A 17,057-nucleotide genomic window follows, 5' to 3' on the forward strand; every position below is an offset into this window, starting at 1 on the left:
CAGATTGTATTAAGTTTTAAATCATACGTTTCTTGTAAGACATGATGCATACCAGATGAAATATACTCAGAGACTAAGCATAATATCTATTGAAAAAAGTAATATCAATCGCCTCAAATTGTTAACATAATATTTTTATCGTCTTCTTATATTAATACCTACTATTTCCTAATCCACCTCCATTACAATTTAAATCATTTAAGTTTTCTCCATATCGTACATCTACTATTTAAACAAAAACTCCCCTTAAATCGAAAATGATTAAGGGGAGTCAGTTATATGTGGTGAAGTTATAGTTCTGATTTTACTGGAATAGAAACATTGTTTTTCACTAAATTTTTAACGTCTTTAAAGCTAACAAAATTGTTACTTTGTTCATCCCATAGACGGAAACGAATTGAACGCAAACTTGTAGCAAGAGTAATCGTTGGTACATTTTTTAAAGGAAGCGTATTATTGTGTGCCTCTTCTAGTTTATAGTTAGGTACTCTTGGACTTAAATGGTGAACATGATGAAATCCAATATTACCAGTTAGAAATTGCAGGATTTTGGGAAGTTTATAAAATGAACTTCCTTCTACTGCCGCTTTCACATATTCCCAATCTTTATCTTCTTCAAAATAAGAATCCTCGAATGTGTGCTGTACGTAAAACAGCCAAATACCTATTGAACCTGCTATTAAGAATATGGAACCATGTACTAAAAGAAACGATTGCCATCCAATTGCCCAGCAAAGTAATCCTACTAAAGCAACAATTAAAACATTCGTCAAATAGGTGTTCATGCGTTCCTTCTTTCTAGCACCTTTTCGGTTAAATCTATTTTTAAGTAGGAAAACATAAATCGGACCTAATCCAAACATAACGAATGGATTGCGATATAAACGATATGCTAAACGGAGTCTAAATGGCGCTGCCAAATATTCATTCACTGTAAGGGTCCAAATATCTCCTGTACCTCGCTTATCCAAATTACCACTTGTAGCGTGATGAACGGAATGCTCATGCCCCCATTGATCAAACGGGAATAAAGTTAAAACACCCATACATGTCCCTACTATTCTATTTACACGACGACTTTTAAAAAAAGAATGATGGGTACAATCATGAAAAATAATGAAAACCCGTGTCATAAATCCAGCGGCTAACAGAGATGGAACTAATGCTAACCAATAAGAAACGGACAGGCTTTTATAAGCAAGGTACCATAAGATAATAAATGGCACTACCGTATTGATGATTTGCCAAACACTTTTTTTTGCCGTTGATTTTTCAAAAGGAGCAACTTGTTTTTTTAAATTTTTAGTATTTTGTAATGTCATTTTTTCTAATTCCTTTCCTTTATGTTGCTAATTCGTATTATAACACATTATTAGTAGTAGGTGTTATACGCAGGTATAATAAATATTTTATACTATGAAAATCTCTTTTTTCTTACTCATTCCTTACAAATTGCTTACGTCCAAAATAGCTTCTATTATAGGATAGAAGGAGCATTTGTGCCGGAAATTCCGAAGTTTTTCCCAATAAATATATTAATTAAAAAGAAACACAGAGTTTTTTTCCCTTCTGTACTGCCCCGTTTCCACAATAAGAAGTGAGCTGTCCCATAAGTCGGTGACACCGACTTTGATATGCTCCTCTTAGTTTCACCTTATTCTATCGATGAACGTAATGTTCACTTGTTGCAACTGATTTTACCGGAACTGGATCTATTTCATGAAACAAATCAAATTACATTTCAAATAAAAAACTAGTCTATTTTGAAAACTTCCTTCACTTTTATTTCACTGTTATTCTATATAAAATATAAAAATTTAATGTCCGTTTATTTAATTTTAAATCTATGATATATTCAAAATATTAATCATACAAAGTTAATAAAATGAAAATAAGGGAAATTTATGAAAAAACGTATTTTATATTCATACTAAAATCACATAGTTTTTAGTATAGAAAGGAGATTCAAAATTTGAATAAGAATTTAACCAAAATTACATTAATAAGCGGTATCGCTCTTATACTTTATCATTTTTTTAAATGGTATTTAGTTGAATTCCTTACCCCATTTATTATGCCATTTCTTTCAATAATAGTTCATGGATTGTTTTTCTTAATATTAATTTTCACAATCATACATCTCATCAAACACAAAAATTGGAAACCGTTAATTATTCAACTAATCATAGTAATTACTTGGATATGTATACCATTTAATGAGATTTATATAAATTTAGATTTTATTATCTATAAAGAAGACCGTGAAAAAGTTATAGCACTTATAGAACATAAAGAGTTAACTCCTAATGTTCATTATGATAGTAGACAAATTCATTTACCTAAACAGTTTGCATCCACCTCCAAAAACGGTGGGGATGTAATTATTCAACAAAATAAAAATGGTACTTCTGTTTTCTTTTTTACTTATCGTGGTATATTAGATAATTTTTCAGGATTTATTTACACACCAAATGATACTAGACCAAACAAATACGACTTTAATAATGAATATAAAGAAATCACAGAAATAGAACAAAACTGGTATTATGTCAAATCATATTAAAGAACACAAAAATTTTCTTTTAATTATATTAAAAACATACCGTATTTATAGAAAGGGAATGCTTGTATACTATATACTGATCTGTACTGCATTCCCTAATTAGGCCCGATACGAATTCTTGTCGTATTAGCTCATTCAAGGTGATGCATTTTTTTTACAAGCGATACATCTTTTTTATCATATACGTCGCTTTAACACCACTCAATATAGAGGTTGCTGTTTCAAATGAATCGAACCTTAACATAGGAGTAGCATCACACATCCATCAACTTCAGAATTTTCTCGTTTTGGATTATTTGTTTTTCTCAGCTTGATTGTGACAGGGCATTGCCAACAAAAAGCGATTTTCGTACGCTAAGATTCTTTCAACATAAAGATTGTTGATAACTTATACGTGTCAGTAATACCATCTAGCTGTAGAGTACCGAAAAAAAGTGAAGCAAACAAAAAATAACTCCAAAATCAACTTGTATTGTATATTTGGGAGTTACTTGACGTTTACTTTGCAACGAAAGAGAACCGCAACACTGCCTAAAACCTGGGCGCTTATCACATCCACAAACACACAAAATTAAGAAGCCTTCTTCATTCGTTGTTGCTCTTTAATTTGTTCAGCAATAGCTGCAACATGAATACATTCCATATATAGGTCGTCAGCATCTGTATCTTTCACGCTAACCTTTATACTTGTATACTCAAAATCCCGTTGATTTGTTTTTGGATGGTAAAACATGTTTCTCTACTCTTTCATATAGAGTAAGCAATTGCTTGATAAAAGAAAATTTCGGTACTAACCAATACGAAAATAACGCTGAAACACATCCTATTAAAGCCCCTATTACAACATCAAAAGGATAATGAACCCCTACCCAAATACGAGAGATCGCTACACAAAATGCAAGTATAATCCATAACCATCCAGTCTTTTTACGAACAAGCAAAAACGAAAAACAAATCGAAAAAAAGAGAATCGTATGGTCACTAGGAAATGAATTATCTACAGCATGGTCGACAAGTTTATTAACATCAGGCAATACTGCAAACGGTTGATAATTCAAATGAAATTTCCCTGCTATTTTTCCAATCACCTCAGCAATCACAAAAGCAACCATCGCTTGAATAACCATCATCCTACTTTTTCTGGACCCGGTAAACCAATAAGCTATAATAATTAAACCAAAAATATATACCATATATTCTGCCAAAAATACCATGGCTGAGTTTAGGAATGAATATTGTTTACCTAAATCATTAATTGCTCGAAAAATATCAATATTGAATTGAGAAAAAGACATTTTCAAATCCCTCCTTTATAGTAAGGTGTTTAACTGATTGCCATATACCTTCATTACACGAATAGTTTTGATTATTGTACTCATCTAAAAATACCAACCTTCTTGTGCGCTTATAATTTTATTATGGGAAAAAAGGTTTAAATGGGACTTAACTACTTCTTAACTATGTGAATGTACTGTTTCTTCCTCTAACATGACGTTTTCACTTAAAAAATAAGCGGCATACGTACGTATATTTCGACTAACGTTTTTAAACGCGAGCTGAGAAAACGTCATCTTCTGTCCCCTCCCACGCTTTTTTACTTCCATAAAAATAGGTATCACCATGAGTATGACATCTCCTTCTTCTTTCTTCTTTTTCACTATAATAAAAAAAGGAAAAGGAAAACATCGAACTTTCTTACATACATTCGTGCATTCTTACAGTTTTGTCATTTTGTAAATGTGTTTATCACCTTGCCTTTCGCTATTTTCAAAAACTCTTGTAACTCTGGGTTTATATTCGTCTTTCGGTATGCAACGGCTAGTTCCGCAACAATTTTAGAATCACATATTTCTTTGTAGACAACTTCTGATTGATATAATTTATTTGCAGACACCTATCCGCTGTTAATTAAATAAGAAAAATTATATGTTTCTAATACATGTTTTTGATCGAGCTTTAATTTAAACCTACAAAGAATTAAGGAAAGTACCCAAAACGACCGTTTATGGTACTTTCCTTATTTTTATCCAGATTGAGAAAAATACTATTCAAATTCAGTTTCAAAACTCATTACCAAAAATAAACGCTCCTAACATATTAGTCATATACAATATGTTAGGAGCGTGATATTTTAAGTGTTTTTTGGATTTAGGTCTTGATAATATACGCTAAGCAATCTTTCATATAAAAAAGCCGATTCCCTGTAATCTAAAGGATAATCGGCTTTTTGCTATTCATTTATTTGTAGTAGTTGAAGAAATTCTAAAGGTATAATCACCTTAATTATTATCTATAAAACAATTCGTTTCTCAGTTTCTGAATCAAAGTAATGCACTTTGTCCATGTTTAAACCTAGATCTATATTAGATTGACTTTGCACATCTAAAGATGTGTCCACACGTGCAACAAAGGATTGTCCATTAATGTTAGAATATAGATATGTTTCTGCCCCCATTAATTCTGCTACATCAATACATACCGTTACTTTTGCGTTATATGGTAAATACTCGATTTCTTTTCCATAATAAAAGTCTTCTGGACGTATTCCTATTATGATTTCTTTATTCGTATAGCCCTTATTTCGCAAGCCTTTCATCTTCTCTTCTGGCACTTCAATTTTCCACTTATCAATCATAACTGCATTATCTGTTAATACTCCTTTGAAAAAATTCATTCCAGGAGAGCCAATGAATCCGCCGACAAATACATTCTCTGGATTATCATACACTTCTTTCGGTGTACCGACTTGCTGTATAATCCCATCTTTTAGTACAACCAAGCGCGTCGCCATCGTCATAGCTTCAATTTGATCATGCGTGACATATACAGATGTCGTTTGCAGCTGCCTGTGTAATTTTGTAATCTCAGCACGCATTTGAACACGCAACTTCGCATCTAAGTTTGATAAAGGCTCGTCCATTAAAAATACCTTTGCATTTCGAACAATCGCTCGGCCTAAGGCAACACGCTGACGTTGCCCACCTGAAAGTGCTTTTGGCTTTCGGCTTAAATACTGCTCAAGTCCAAGAATTTTTGCTGCATGTTGCACACGCTGGTCAATTTCTTCTTTACTATATTTTCGTAGTTTTAATCCAAACGCCATGTTTTCATACACACTCATATGCGGATAAAGTGCATAGTTTTGAAATACCATTGCAATATCTCTATCTTTCGGTGTAACATCATTTACACGCTTTCCATCAATATAAAAGTCGCCCTCTGAAATCTCCTCAAGTCCTGCAATCATACGTAATGTTGTAGATTTCCCACACCCTGAAGGGCCAACCAAAACGATAAATTCTCCATCATTTACTTCTAGGTTAAAATCTTTTACGATTGTCACATCATGATCATATTTTTTGTAAATGTTTTTGAATGATAGTTGAGCCATAATATCCTCCTAGAATTCGAGCTATATTTATAGATATTGTTAAAAATTATGATGACATGAATTATAAAATCTTCGAAATATCCTTCATACTGTTTAAAATATAATCCGCTTTTCCTTCTAAATCTTCCTTCCTGCTCGCACCCGATAAGACACCCACTACTTTAATGTTACTATTTCTTGCAAATGTAACGTCTGTTAATGTATCACCTACCATAAGCACATCTTCTTCAGTTAGTGAAAATTTTTCTTTAAACATATGATAAAAGTCACTTTCAGGTTTTGTTCTATTCACACCATCATCTGCACCTAAAAAATCTACATAATCATATAACTCAGTCATTTTCAGAGAATGAATAGCTGCATCAACATCGTCTGCCGTAACAACCCCAATAATATATTCATTGTCTTTTAAATATCGTAACGTTTCCTTTGCACCTTCCACTTCTGTAAATACAAGATCATCTGCAGTAGAGTACTTTTTGAATAGAAGACATACATTTTGAATAAAACCCTCTTTATTCACATGTTGATTTTCTAACAACGAATACCATGCAGCCGCAATAAAGTAATTTGTGCGACAAGCTAGTAAACTCGTACTCTCAAAATCGTTATCATTCATACCAATAATCGTTAAGTAGTCATCTCGTTTACTTTTTTCATTTGGATACGTTTGAAATATATCATCTAACACACGATGCACAATTTTGTACCAAACTGAATCTAACTGTATTAATGTTCCATCTTTATCAAAAATAATCGCTTTATTCACCTTTTATTCCCCCTATAACTTCATTCCATGTTTTTATATTTTTATTCTGAACTTTATTATGAATAGGATTAATAAACGCTACTAATTCGTCCTCTTCCCATCCCTCAACTCTAGCGTACGCCCCTTCATTTAAAGTAAATGCAAAGGTTACATCGCTTCCGTATTCTTTTTCAATCATTCTTCCATTTATAAGTAATCTCCACTCACACGGTTTATCTGCTTGAACGTTATAAATAATATTTCCTTTAGCCTCATCTCCGACAGCAATCGTTTCACCTTCGTTTTGAATATCTATCGTTAGTTTTCTAAATCGAGAGAAATAAATTCTTCCGTTTTTGATCGCAAATTTCAAGTTTTTAATTGATAAACCGTTACATAATACATATGTTCCTGGATCACCGTAAATGGATGGGTCTTTTGATCCTGGGAATGTTTTAGACGGATGTAAATGAGAATCACTTCCTCCTATTCCCCAGATTTTAAGACCATTTGACCACATTTGATCGAAACAACGCAAAGCTTCTAAAGTAGATGATTTACTTTTTTTATACGTTGGATCACACATAATTTCCATCGTATGAACATTTTCTAAGTTAATATTAACTTGGTTCGCCCAAGGCTTCATAAATGGATGATTCACACTCAATAAATACCCTTTTTCTTTCATGAGTGAAAATAGTACATTCATTTTTTCAGCACTAAATGATTCATCTACATACTCTGTAAAATCAACAAATTCTCTTATGCCAAATATATTATAATGACCATAAGGAGTTGTAAGTTCCATAGATGGTATAATTAATGTGTTTCCTTTTTCATAAGATGGCATAACAATATTGTGCTCCGTCGCATATAAAAAATCTAATTCTTGTTTTTCACATACTTTCATTCCAAGTTCATCATCTATCTCGCCATCTGTTAAATCTGTATGTTCATGAAAATCCCCTTTGTACCAGCGATGTTCTTCATTTACTACCTTATTAAAACGGTCTTCATCGATAAAAACATTGCTCTTACAAAAATGCTCTCTATTATACTTTCGCTCCAACTGATCATTCACTTCCACATTTACTGTATAGTCAACTTTTTCCCCAGTAAATTTCACTACTTTCTTTGCACAATGAGGGATATATACGACTTCTAATTCCCAATTACCTGACTGTATGTCTCCTCCAATACAACCAGCAGAACAAAACTTTGAATCTTTCGAAACGACTAGTTTTTCATTTACAATTGGAGTTTGATATTGTATACGTACATAACCGTTAGGATCTCTTAAGATTAGTAAAAGCGGAATTTTCCGGCTATCCCCTTGATCAATTGTTAATGTAAAGTTTGTAATATCAGTTTCATCCATTGGGAAACAGTGTTTATTTTTTACGAATGGAGAGAGTGTTATCGTACTTGTTATTTCGATCATAGTTCTCACACCTTTTCAAGTGAATTTTAGAGGCACTTCCTTCGTTCAAAAGCACCTCACGTTCGTACTACAAACAGGTTTACTTCTTCTTTTTCAAAACTTTATCTAACTCTTCTTGCGCAACTTTAGCTGCTTCATCTAATGCTTTCTTTGCTGGAACCCCTTCAATCTCTACTTTATCTTTTGCTACATTTAAAGCGTCATTGATTTTTCCGCCCGTTGGATCTACAAATGGTCCCACTCCATTATTGTTGGCTTGTTCTAACGGAACTAATGCTTGTGGTTGTTTTTTAACAAATTCAGCATATGGACCGTACTCTGTTACATTGTTACGAACAGGAATATAGCCTGTTGCCATTGACCATTCAGCCGTTTTCTCCGTACTTGTCGCAAATTTCATAAAGTCATATGCACCTTTTGCTACTTCTGGATCAATATTTCTCGTTAATGTGAATAAATATGTTTCTAATTTTGGCGCTGGTTTATTATTACCCCAAGCAGGCTGAGGTAATGCTTCAAATGTGTTAAGGCGTTCTTCTTCCGTCATTCCTTTTCCTAATGATTTAAAGACAAATCCTTGATCACCAGATGATCCTGTAAATCCTAATGTTCTACCTTCAACTAAATCAATTACAGTTTTATCCCAATATTCCCATCCAGTACCACCTGAATGTATTTTCATAATTTTATCTTCATGTAGCCATGTACGGAATTTCTCCCATATCGAAACCCAAGTGTCATCGTTAATTAATACTTTTTTACCATCTTCACTTAATACGTTTCCACCGGCACTGCGAACCGCATCAATTAAATTGGAAGTTCCCCACATTGGCATCCAGCCCGCATATGTTACATTTCCATTTTCACCACGTTTTGCGACTGTTTTTGCTACCTTTTCTACACCTTCCCACGTCTTTAAATCCTCTTTTGTAAAGCCATTTTCCGCTAATGCTTTTTTATTGTAATAAAAAATTTGCGTTGTACCGTAAAACGGAATGCCATATAACTTCTCGTCAATTGTTGCTTGCTCCATAAACCCTTTCCCATAATCTTCTTTTTTAAAATTAGTATCATTTTTAACATATTCATCTATAGGTACGATTAACTGTTTTTTAGCATATTCTTGAATGACATCAGAACCTAGTAATGCAATTGCTTCTTGGTTATTCGCTGCAAATCCACTTTGTAGCTTTTGATATGACTCATCGTAGCTACCCGCTTTTGTCGTTTTCACTACATATTTGTCCTGACTTTTATTGTATTCTTCCACAATCTTATCTACACGATCTGCAAGAGAGCCCCCTACTCCATTAATGAATGGAACAACAACCTTCTCCCCTTCTTTACTCGCTTTAACCGTACTCCCTTTTCCACCTGAACAACCCGCAAGTGCACTAACAAACAATGTTATAACTGTTAGAAGCATGAATAGTTTTTTCATCCCACATATCTCCTTTAATATTTAATTACCCCTTTATTCCTGAATCAGTAACACCAGATAAGAACCATTTTTGTAGAATTAAAAATACGATTAAGAGCGGCACCGTTGCGATTGTACTTGCAACCATAATGTGTGACCAATCTCGTCCTAAAGAACTATTAATGAAATAATCAGCAATTCCATTCGTAATTAACTTTTGCGTATTATCTTTCAATATAAGAGCTGGCCAGACGTAATTATTATAATTACCAATAAATGTGACCAATCCTAGAGTTACAAATGATGATCGTGTCATTGGAAAAATAATCTTCCAAAGAATTCGCCAATCACTCGCTCCATCAATTTTGGCTGCTTCTACTATTTCAAAACCAACTTTGTGGAACGTTTGTTTCAAATAGAAAATGCCGAATACGCTAACAGCCATAGAAATCATGTATCCAAAATGTGAATCAAGCAAACCAAACTTCCCTAACATTACATATACAGGAACATACGAAACAGCTCCAGGAATCATATAGGTTGCCATCACGACACTAAATGTAATATTTTTACCTTTAAACTTGTAAAATGCTAACATATAAGCAAACAGTGCAGACGAAACAAGCACATATATAGTAATGATGAAAGATGTATAAAAACTATTAAATAAATATGTGTTAAATGGTAGTATGTCTAATACTTGCCGATAATTTTCCCAGTGAAATTCTTTAGGCCAAAAACCTCCTTGTAATACTTCACTAGATGTTTTAAACGAACCAAGTACCATCCATATGAATGGAAAAACAAATAGTATACTTGCTAATGCTAAAAAGAGATGCTTTACGATTAATGGACCTTTTTTCATATTATTCACCTTAATAGTTCACCCACTTATCACCTATTATTTTGTTAATAACAGATAGTAAAATTGTAATGATTAGTATGATAAATGCGATTGCTGTTGCAGATCCCATATCAAACTGTTCAAATCCTTGTTGGAAGAATAAATACAGTAACGTACGCGTTGAACCACTAGGCCCACCTTGTGTTAAAATTTTTATTTGATCGTAAGCCTGCACCGAAGAAATTGTATTAACGACAACTAAGAAGAAAGTTGTTGATGAAACCATCGGCAGTGTTACATATCGGAATTTCTGCCATGAATTTGCCCCATCAATACTAGCTGCTTCATATAAACTATCTGGAACTTTTTCTAATGCACCGATATAGAAGATCATCGTCCAACCAACTAATTTCCAAACCGTCATAATAATGACTGCTAACATCGCTGTTTGACTACTTTGAAGCCAGTCCAAACCTGGTATCCCGAAAAAGTTTAGCACTTTATTAATAACTCCAAATTGAGGTTCATATAAAAGTGACCACACAATGGATACAGCTATTGTTGGCGTTACCCAAGGTGAAAAGATCATTAATTGGTACAATGCAGAACCTTTAAATTTTTTTCGGAAGAATAATGCGAAACCTAAGCCCAATGCAATCGTTGGAATCACTGTTCCAATTCCGAAATAAAACGTATTGAGCAATGCTTGCATAAAAGAATCTTGTGTAAATAAATTAAAATAGTTTTCTAAACCAACAAAGTTAAAATCATTCGTCATAAAATCCCAATCAGTAAAACTAATACCTAAACTAATGAAATTCGGAATAATCCAAAACAATATTAGAGGTATTCCAACTGGTAGTAAAAAGAACACAGCTTTTGATAGTTTTATTTGCATTCTTGCCACCTCCTAATTCATATTGTACGAGTTCATTATTAACACAATGTTGTTTATTTGTTAACTAATTGTAAAAACAACAAATTAACAAAACAAAACAACATATAAACAATAAAAGAAGACTATTTCTCAACTTACTAAGAAATAGTCTTCTTTTAGCTTTTCTATACTGTTATTACTTCAACCCCATTACTTGTTAGCATATTTTGCCACGATTCATCGAGCTTCGCATTCGTATATAACGCATCAATATCACTAAAACTCCCGCTTTTATAAAACTTTGTTAAATTAAACTTTGACTCATCTACCATCATTACAACTTGTTTTGCATTATTCTTTAACTGCTTATATATTTGTGCATCTTCAATATACGAACATGTTAGTTCTTTTTCTAAAGAAATTCCATCACAAGAAGCAAATAACTTATTAACAGTGAAATGGTCAAGATAGTTTAACGTCATTTCTCCAGACAATGCTAATGAATTTGTATTCAATATTCCTCCAATGACTATTAACCTGCAATCAAAGGAATCATATTGTTCTTTAAGCTCAATAATTTTATTAACAGCTGGTATCGAGTTTGTTAAAATCGTCAAATTCTTTTTATCGTGTATGTAATCTAAAATTTGCATTGTGGTTGTCCCAATTTCAATTGCGATAATATCATTATCTTCTACGAGTTTACTTGCTTCCATTGCAATTTTTCGTTTTTCTTCAATATTCTCAGCTCGGCGCCTATCAAAATGAAATTCTAGTGTTTGATCTTTTTTCTTAATTGCACCACCATGTATTTTCGTAAGCTGCCCTTCCTTGTGCAACATATCTAAATCTCTTCGTATCGTTTCTGTTGTAACATTTAGTACCTTCGCTAAATCATTTACCATAACTCGGTTGTACTTTTCTAACTCATCTAGTATGTGTTTTCTACGTTCAAATTGCGTGTACGATTTCATTTCATTAACACCTCTTCAAATTACGAAAAATATTGATTTTCTAAAAACTCTTATTATACGTTACTTTTAACATAACATCATTTACAGAAAGAAGGAACGATTATCTGTACTATATTTCGTCAAAGGAACAATGGTATATATCACTATATTCACCATACTTTTTTATTACAAGAAGTCTATTTGTTTGGCACCCTTTTTTATAAAGAGCAGTACTTTTTATTTTCATCTAAAATTCAAATTTACTTAACAATAAAAACACGATTATAATAAATAAAAATTTATTGTTAAACGATAAATTTCATGTTAGATTAAATAGATAATTAATAAATGAGGTGCTTTATATGAAACAAAGATCAACACTCTTTTTAAAGACAGCTATTATTCTGATTGGAATCCCTATTCTTGCTTTGTGTATATTTTTAGTTCCTAACATAGGGAATTATGCAGCGGAATTGTATCCCGATATTGCATATATAAAATATCTTATTTTAATCAATCTGTATGCAACGGTGGTACCTTTTTATTTCGCTCTGTATCAAGCTTTTAAACTTGTAAGCTTCATTGACAAGGGTAACGCTTTCTCGAAATTATCTGTTAGAGCTTTAAAAAAGATAAAAAACTGCGCAGTAACAATCAGTATTTTATATGTGGTAGGTATGCCACTCTTCTATCTTGTGGCGGAAAGAGATGATGCACCTGGTATTATTATACTTGGCATGCTCCTAATCTTTGCTTCAATGGTTATCGCAGTCTTTGCTGCCGTTCTCCAAAGACTTTTAAAAGATGCGATAGATATAAAATCAGAAAATGATTTAACGGTCTGAGGTGAATAACATGGCAATAATAATTAATATTGATGTAATGCTAGCGAAAAGAAAAATGAGCGTAACTGAACTTTCAGAGAAGGTTGGAATTACAATGGCTAACCTTTCTATATTAAAAAATGGAAAAGCAAAAGCAATTAGAATTTCAACTTTAGATGCTATTTGTAAAGCATTAGAATGCCAACCTGGGGATATTTTAGAATATCAACCTGAAGATACCGAATAAAAAGAGTCCTTCTTATATGAAGGACTCTTTTTATTGCTCATTACGGCGCAAAATTTATTTGGCCAGTAAACAATAAGATAATCGCGATAATCCAAAAAATAAAGAACGATGAGGAAAGTATTAATGAGATAATTGCAATTGCCTTCTTCTCTGTTTTTTTCGTCATTGTGATTATTGAAATTATGATACCTACGCCTGTCAGAGCAATCGTAATATAATCTCCGACTATATTACCCGCATTCGCTATTCTCGTCGGAGTTATAAAAACGAATAAAAAACACATAATTCCGATGAGTAAAGATACATAGCTTATTATGCTGTACTTCTTTTTGGAAAATATTTCCGTTTTCATAATTCCCCCCTTCTATATGGCTATGAACTCATTTTAGCAAAAATAACCATAATTTGGTTAAAATAAAAAAACAGATAAAGTGGACACTCCCACTTTATCTGTTTTTTATTTAATATATAAACCTGCTATTTCTTCTTTATCATTATAAGTTACGATAAAGGTACGTTGTTCTTTACTATATTTTGCTACAAGAACAACTGTATATAAACCATCTTTTTCTTCAATCGACTTTTTTTCAATCTTTTCGAATGTACCAGCTTTTGCAATTACAGGAGTAAGATCTTTCATTTTCTCCTCTGATAATGCAGTTTTCATCTTGCTATCAAATTTTTCATGCACTTCTTTATACTTAGATTCATTTAGTAACGTTACAATTTCTTCCGCTTTCGGAATAAACTTTTTTGAAGTACTTTCATCTACTTTATTACCAGTACATGCTGCAAGTGCGAACGCCGCAATAGCACTTATAATAATGAGTAACATTCTTTTCATTTTAATACACCCTTTCTTTTTAAGATGAAACTATAACTAAATACAAGTAACGCACAAATTGCTATTGTAACTTCTACAGTAAATATAGCCCTATTTGCTGGTACGTATAGCGGTATGATGCCTGCTAGTGCATTTACAGTCCCATGGATGAAAATTGCATATACAACATAACGAAATTTATTTTGGACAACTGCTTGCAATACAATGAATGACAGACCGACATGGATTAACATCGCAAAGATACGTTCCACTCCACCGATAAAATAACTATCCGTATTTCCGCTAACTGTTTGCGATAATAATAGAGATACTACTGGAATACCGACTATCAACACAGCTTCAATACCACCGTGCCCTACTCCGAATAAAAATCCTGACTGCCAATCTCGTTGTTTCATAAAATAGCGCATTGCAATAAAACGAGCTATCTCTTCAAAAATACCAGCTGAAAAACTAAGCATAATCGCAAATAATATAGGCTGCATGACACTAAACATTGAAAAAGCTGTGCTATTTCCATTTAAATAATTCAGTATTGGTATACGGATTAAAATTTGTGATACAACAAATGCCAATACGCCTAGCATATACGGGATATAGCGTTTCTTCCAAAAAGCATATAAAAGTGCAACAAGTGGTAACCCTATACTTATAAACGCTGTAAAAATAAGACCATTCATCTCGTTTCACCTCTTACTTGAAGTGTATAAAAACGATTGAAGAAAGTATGTAGTTATTTCTTATTCGGTTTGATTTCCATCATAAATGGTTATCTGTTTTTTTAGTATGAAAGTTTGCGTGAAATGAGGACTCATATAAGTCGTTTCTAGCGTTGCATTATTCGTTTTATTTATAATACGTTTTAATGAGAATAACCCATATCCTCTGCCCTCTTCTTTCCTCGAATAGTTCTTCTCATAAATTTTTTGTAAATCAATCTCTTTATAATTGGAGCTATTACGAACAACAAAATATTGCTCTGCATCCATTTCAAAAAAGGCAATTTGCAGTACCTTTTCCTCACTATGTACCGCTTCTTCAGTTGCATTATCTAATAAGACTGAAATGATACGAATAAAAGGAACTATAGGCATCGAAACCTTCGCTATTTTTTCCGGAATATCAAGCATTACTTTTATTTGTTGTTGCTGGGCAGTACCCACTTTTGCTCTTAATACACTTTTCACTTCAGGTATATGTATACGAGATAATTTCGCAATATCGAGTTCATGATCATTGATTAATTTTAAAGTAGGAGTAATAACCTCATAATAAACTTGCTCGATTTCATTCACATTTTTTGTACGTATTCCCGCTTCTAACGCAAGTAACACATTAATATAATCGTGGCGGAAACTGGCCAATTCATCATGCATCGATTCTAATTTCTCAACATAATCGAGTAATTCTTTATCTAACCTTGTTTCATGTTCTTCTACCAACTTCGCTTTCGCCAAATGCGAACTCAGTAATACAATAAGTAGTAATACTAAGAACAATATAATTGCTGAAATAAAACTCAATTCACCATATTGCTGATTTAACTTTGCTAAAAAATCAGTGGATGGACTCGTTAAAATTAATTCAATAATAAACCCGATAATTAACAAAATATAAGTAACATAATATAGTGGACTTCCTACTATGTACTGAGCGATACTTTGAATTCGTTTACGAGCTAATACAATACCTATAAAAGTTATGAGCGACACGATAAGATGAATTATACTCGCTGTCCATAAATAGAAATCAAATGGTGTTAACATAAATAGTTTCATACCCACTTCGAGAAATAGCATTTTCACAAGCGTAATAATAACCATGCTAACAAGCGCAAAATATAAATTCCGCATAAAATTCAATTCATTTTGCATCATTCCTAAACTTATTAGAAATAACACAATTGTACTATTAAGCTCTGGATATCTCGTTACTGTTACGACAATTACAAGTAAAATAATAAATACAACACTTAAAGACGCTAACATTCTATATGACAATCTATTGTACCGGATTAATTGAATGTATAAGAAGGTATGACTCATACTAGTGAGCAACAGTGCAAACACATCATAAATATACATTACATCTCACCCTTTAACATTGTACGTACTTTACTAACTAAACGCCGCGATACTGGAATTCGTTTCCCACTTTTTAATATCATCATCTTCTGCGTTGTATCATAAGAAGACATTTGTGTAATATTCACGACATATGATTGATGACAACGAAATAACCGTTCATCTACTATTTCAATCTCTTTTAATGTTCCATAAAAATAAACGATACGATCTAACGTCACTAAAGCTAAACGATGTGGATCATCGGTCATAATATATTCGACTGCATGAAATGGCAGTCGCACAGTAGCGTTACTATTTTCAACAATAAAATCATCCTTAGGAATAGTAGTCTTATTGCGTGCCTCATATTGAAGCAAACATTGCTCAAATACTTGATATCGTTCTTCATACGGCAAACCTTTATCAATAAATGTTAAAGCTGATACCATGTATTGATACGAGATCGGTGCAAATTCTGAATGCGTCGTTACAAACACAATAATCCCTTGCGTATCATATTTACGAATTTCTTGCGCTACTTGCAACCCTTTACGTTCTTCTCTTTTTATCTCAATATCTAAAAAATAAATTGGTACATAAGTCGCCCGTGGAATGTTTTTAATAATGTTTTCACTTTTACTAGTTACTTCGATAAAATCGTACGGCAACATATATTTCTCACAAATCTCTTCAACTAACCGCTTCATTTGCTGCGCTTGTATGACATCATCTTCTAAAATGAAAATACTCATATTATCACTCGCCTTATAGAAATCTTTCACTTACTTAAAAAAGTTCAAAAACATACCCCTTTATCTACAGATTTATCTATAACTATA

At 32.7% G+C, this 17,057-nt stretch carries 18 protein-coding genes and 1 pseudogene; 3 read left to right on the top strand and 16 right to left on the bottom strand.

The window, feature by feature from the left end; genetic code table 11:
* Window positions 1-290 precede the first annotated feature (290 nt).
* On the bottom strand, window positions 291-1,322 hold the full coding sequence (locus tag EXW56_RS14160; RefSeq protein WP_002110507.1) for a Delta(5) desaturase DesA: 1,032 nt from the start codon (window positions 1,320-1,322) through the stop codon (window positions 291-293).
* Window positions 1,323-1,972: 650 nt separating this feature from the next.
* Here EXW56_RS14160 and EXW56_RS14165 point away from each other — a divergent pair.
* A complete protein-coding gene (locus EXW56_RS14165; protein WP_215596658.1) occupies window positions 1,973-2,563 on the top strand; it encodes a hypothetical protein in 591 nt (196 codons plus the stop codon).
* 571 nt (window positions 2,564-3,134) lie between these two features.
* Here the strand turns inward: EXW56_RS14165 and EXW56_RS14170 are convergent.
* From EXW56_RS14170 to EXW56_RS14210, 10 genes and pseudogenes are all read right to left on the bottom strand, one after another.
* Window positions 3,135-3,296, bottom strand: coding sequence for a hypothetical protein (locus EXW56_RS14170; protein WP_165497469.1), 162 nt, complete (start codon window positions 3,294-3,296; stop codon window positions 3,135-3,137).
* On the bottom strand, window positions 3,259-3,858 hold the full coding sequence (locus EXW56_RS14175; protein ID WP_215557039.1) for an undecaprenyl-diphosphatase: 600 nt from the start codon (window positions 3,856-3,858) through the stop codon (window positions 3,259-3,261). Before EXW56_RS14175 ends, EXW56_RS14170 begins: the two co-directional genes overlap by 38 nt.
* Window positions 3,859-4,289: 431 nt before the next feature.
* A pseudogene (locus EXW56_RS27985) lies at window positions 4,290-4,457 on the bottom strand (LysR family transcriptional regulator); the annotation flags it as partial.
* Window positions 4,458-4,853: 396 nt separating this feature from the next.
* The gene (locus tag EXW56_RS14180; protein ID WP_215596659.1) at window positions 4,854-5,954 is read right to left on the bottom strand and encodes an ABC transporter ATP-binding protein; all 1,101 of its coding nucleotides are present in this window, start codon (window positions 5,952-5,954) and stop codon (window positions 4,854-4,856) included.
* Between the two features lie 61 nt (window positions 5,955-6,015).
* Window positions 6,016-6,723, bottom strand: coding sequence for an HAD family hydrolase (locus tag EXW56_RS14185; RefSeq protein WP_002110510.1), 708 nt, complete (start codon window positions 6,721-6,723; stop codon window positions 6,016-6,018).
* Window positions 6,716-8,143 (bottom strand): CehA/McbA family metallohydrolase, encoded by a 1,428-nt coding sequence (locus EXW56_RS14190; RefSeq protein WP_002200100.1) that lies wholly within the window; start codon window positions 8,141-8,143, stop codon window positions 6,716-6,718. The genes EXW56_RS14185 and EXW56_RS14190 overlap by 8 nt, the downstream gene beginning before the upstream one ends.
* 79 nt (window positions 8,144-8,222) lie before the next feature.
* A complete protein-coding gene (locus tag EXW56_RS14195) occupies window positions 8,223-9,584 on the bottom strand; it encodes an extracellular solute-binding protein (RefSeq protein WP_215557043.1) in 1,362 nt (453 codons plus the stop codon).
* A 25-nt stretch (window positions 9,585-9,609) separates the two neighbouring features.
* A complete protein-coding gene (locus tag EXW56_RS14200; RefSeq protein WP_098988850.1) occupies window positions 9,610-10,428 on the bottom strand; it encodes a carbohydrate ABC transporter permease in 819 nt (272 codons plus the stop codon).
* Window positions 10,429-10,438: 10 nt separating this feature from the next.
* The gene (locus EXW56_RS14205; RefSeq protein ID WP_078182215.1) at window positions 10,439-11,305 is read right to left on the bottom strand and encodes a carbohydrate ABC transporter permease; all 867 of its coding nucleotides are present in this window, start codon (window positions 11,303-11,305) and stop codon (window positions 10,439-10,441) included.
* Between the two features lie 164 nt (window positions 11,306-11,469).
* Window positions 11,470-12,258 (bottom strand): DeoR/GlpR family DNA-binding transcription regulator, encoded by a 789-nt coding sequence (locus tag EXW56_RS14210; protein ID WP_098988849.1) that lies wholly within the window; start codon window positions 12,256-12,258, stop codon window positions 11,470-11,472.
* 341 nt (window positions 12,259-12,599) lie between these two features.
* Between EXW56_RS14210 and EXW56_RS14215 the strand changes: the two genes are divergently transcribed.
* A complete protein-coding gene (locus EXW56_RS14215) occupies window positions 12,600-13,082 on the top strand; it encodes a DUF2975 domain-containing protein (protein ID WP_002200095.1) in 483 nt (160 codons plus the stop codon).
* 10 nt (window positions 13,083-13,092) lie between these two features.
* Window positions 13,093-13,308, top strand: a complete 216-nt coding sequence (locus EXW56_RS14220) for a helix-turn-helix domain-containing protein (RefSeq protein WP_000974613.1) — start codon at window positions 13,093-13,095, stop codon at window positions 13,306-13,308.
* Between the two features lie 40 nt (window positions 13,309-13,348).
* Here EXW56_RS14220 and EXW56_RS14225 read toward each other — a convergent pair whose 3' ends face one another.
* From EXW56_RS14225 to EXW56_RS14245, 5 genes are all read right to left on the bottom strand, one after another.
* The gene (locus EXW56_RS14225; protein WP_002200094.1) at window positions 13,349-13,660 is read right to left on the bottom strand and encodes a hypothetical protein; all 312 of its coding nucleotides are present in this window, start codon (window positions 13,658-13,660) and stop codon (window positions 13,349-13,351) included.
* Between the two features lie 105 nt (window positions 13,661-13,765).
* Window positions 13,766-14,152: a DUF3887 domain-containing protein gene (locus tag EXW56_RS14230; protein ID WP_002200093.1), complete on the bottom strand. Its 387-nt coding sequence runs from the start codon at window positions 14,150-14,152 to the stop codon at window positions 13,766-13,768.
* Window positions 14,149-14,832, bottom strand: a complete 684-nt coding sequence (locus tag EXW56_RS14235; protein WP_215596660.1) for a YhfC family glutamic-type intramembrane protease — start codon at window positions 14,830-14,832, stop codon at window positions 14,149-14,151. The genes EXW56_RS14230 and EXW56_RS14235 overlap by 4 nt, the downstream gene beginning before the upstream one ends.
* A gap of 60 nt (window positions 14,833-14,892) precedes the next feature.
* Window positions 14,893-16,236, bottom strand: coding sequence for a GHKL domain-containing protein (locus EXW56_RS14240; RefSeq protein WP_215596661.1), 1,344 nt, complete (start codon window positions 16,234-16,236; stop codon window positions 14,893-14,895).
* The gene (locus tag EXW56_RS14245; protein ID WP_078174266.1) at window positions 16,236-16,970 is read right to left on the bottom strand and encodes a response regulator transcription factor; all 735 of its coding nucleotides are present in this window, start codon (window positions 16,968-16,970) and stop codon (window positions 16,236-16,238) included. The genes EXW56_RS14240 and EXW56_RS14245 overlap by 1 nt, the downstream gene beginning before the upstream one ends.
* Window positions 16,971-17,057: the final 87 nt, after the last annotated feature.

It is taken from the genome of Bacillus mycoides (assembly GCF_018742245.1).
GTDB classification, from domain to species: domain Bacteria; phylum Bacillota; class Bacilli; order Bacillales; family Bacillaceae_G; genus Bacillus_A; species Bacillus_A cereus_U.

What these genes read in the sequence shown, in the direction of transcription:
- EXW56_RS14195 (WP_215557043.1), bottom strand. Translation starts at nt 9,584, where the DNA reads ATGAAAAAACTATTCATGCTTCTAACAGTTATAACATTGTTTGTTAGT.
- EXW56_RS14160 (WP_002110507.1), bottom strand. Translation starts at nt 1,322, where the DNA reads ATGACATTACAAAATACTAAAAATTTAAAAAAACAAGTTGCTCCTTTT.
- EXW56_RS14230 (WP_002200093.1), bottom strand. Translation starts at nt 14,152, where the DNA reads ATGAAAAGAATGTTACTCATTATTATAAGTGCTATTGCGGCGTTCGCA.
- EXW56_RS14210 (WP_098988849.1), bottom strand. Translation starts at nt 12,258, where the DNA reads ATGAAATCGTACACGCAATTTGAACGTAGAAAACACATACTAGATGAG.
- EXW56_RS14240 (WP_215596661.1), bottom strand. Translation starts at nt 16,236, where the DNA reads ATGTATATTTATGATGTGTTTGCACTGTTGCTCACTAGTATGAGTCAT.
- EXW56_RS14215 (WP_002200095.1), top strand. Translation starts at nt 12,600, where the DNA reads ATGAAACAAAGATCAACACTCTTTTTAAAGACAGCTATTATTCTGATT.
- EXW56_RS14170 (WP_165497469.1), bottom strand. Translation starts at nt 3,296, where the DNA reads ATGTTTTACCATCCAAAAACAAATCAACGGGATTTTGAGTATACAAGT.
- EXW56_RS14200 (WP_098988850.1), bottom strand. Translation starts at nt 10,428, where the DNA reads ATGAAAAAAGGTCCATTAATCGTAAAGCATCTCTTTTTAGCATTAGCA.
- EXW56_RS14225 (WP_002200094.1), bottom strand. Translation starts at nt 13,660, where the DNA reads ATGAAAACGGAAATATTTTCCAAAAAGAAGTACAGCATAATAAGCTAT.
- EXW56_RS14180 (WP_215596659.1), bottom strand. Translation starts at nt 5,954, where the DNA reads ATGGCTCAACTATCATTCAAAAACATTTACAAAAAATATGATCATGAT.
- EXW56_RS14205 (WP_078182215.1), bottom strand. Translation starts at nt 11,305, where the DNA reads ATGCAAATAAAACTATCAAAAGCTGTGTTCTTTTTACTACCAGTTGGA.
- EXW56_RS14245 (WP_078174266.1), bottom strand. Translation starts at nt 16,970, where the DNA reads ATGAGTATTTTCATTTTAGAAGATGATGTCATACAAGCGCAGCAAATG.
- EXW56_RS14235 (WP_215596660.1), bottom strand. Translation starts at nt 14,832, where the DNA reads ATGAATGGTCTTATTTTTACAGCGTTTATAAGTATAGGGTTACCACTT.
- EXW56_RS14220 (WP_000974613.1), top strand. Translation starts at nt 13,093, where the DNA reads ATGGCAATAATAATTAATATTGATGTAATGCTAGCGAAAAGAAAAATG.
- EXW56_RS14190 (WP_002200100.1), bottom strand. Translation starts at nt 8,143, where the DNA reads ATGATCGAAATAACAAGTACGATAACACTCTCTCCATTCGTAAAAAAT.
- EXW56_RS14175 (WP_215557039.1), bottom strand. Translation starts at nt 3,858, where the DNA reads ATGTCTTTTTCTCAATTCAATATTGATATTTTTCGAGCAATTAATGAT.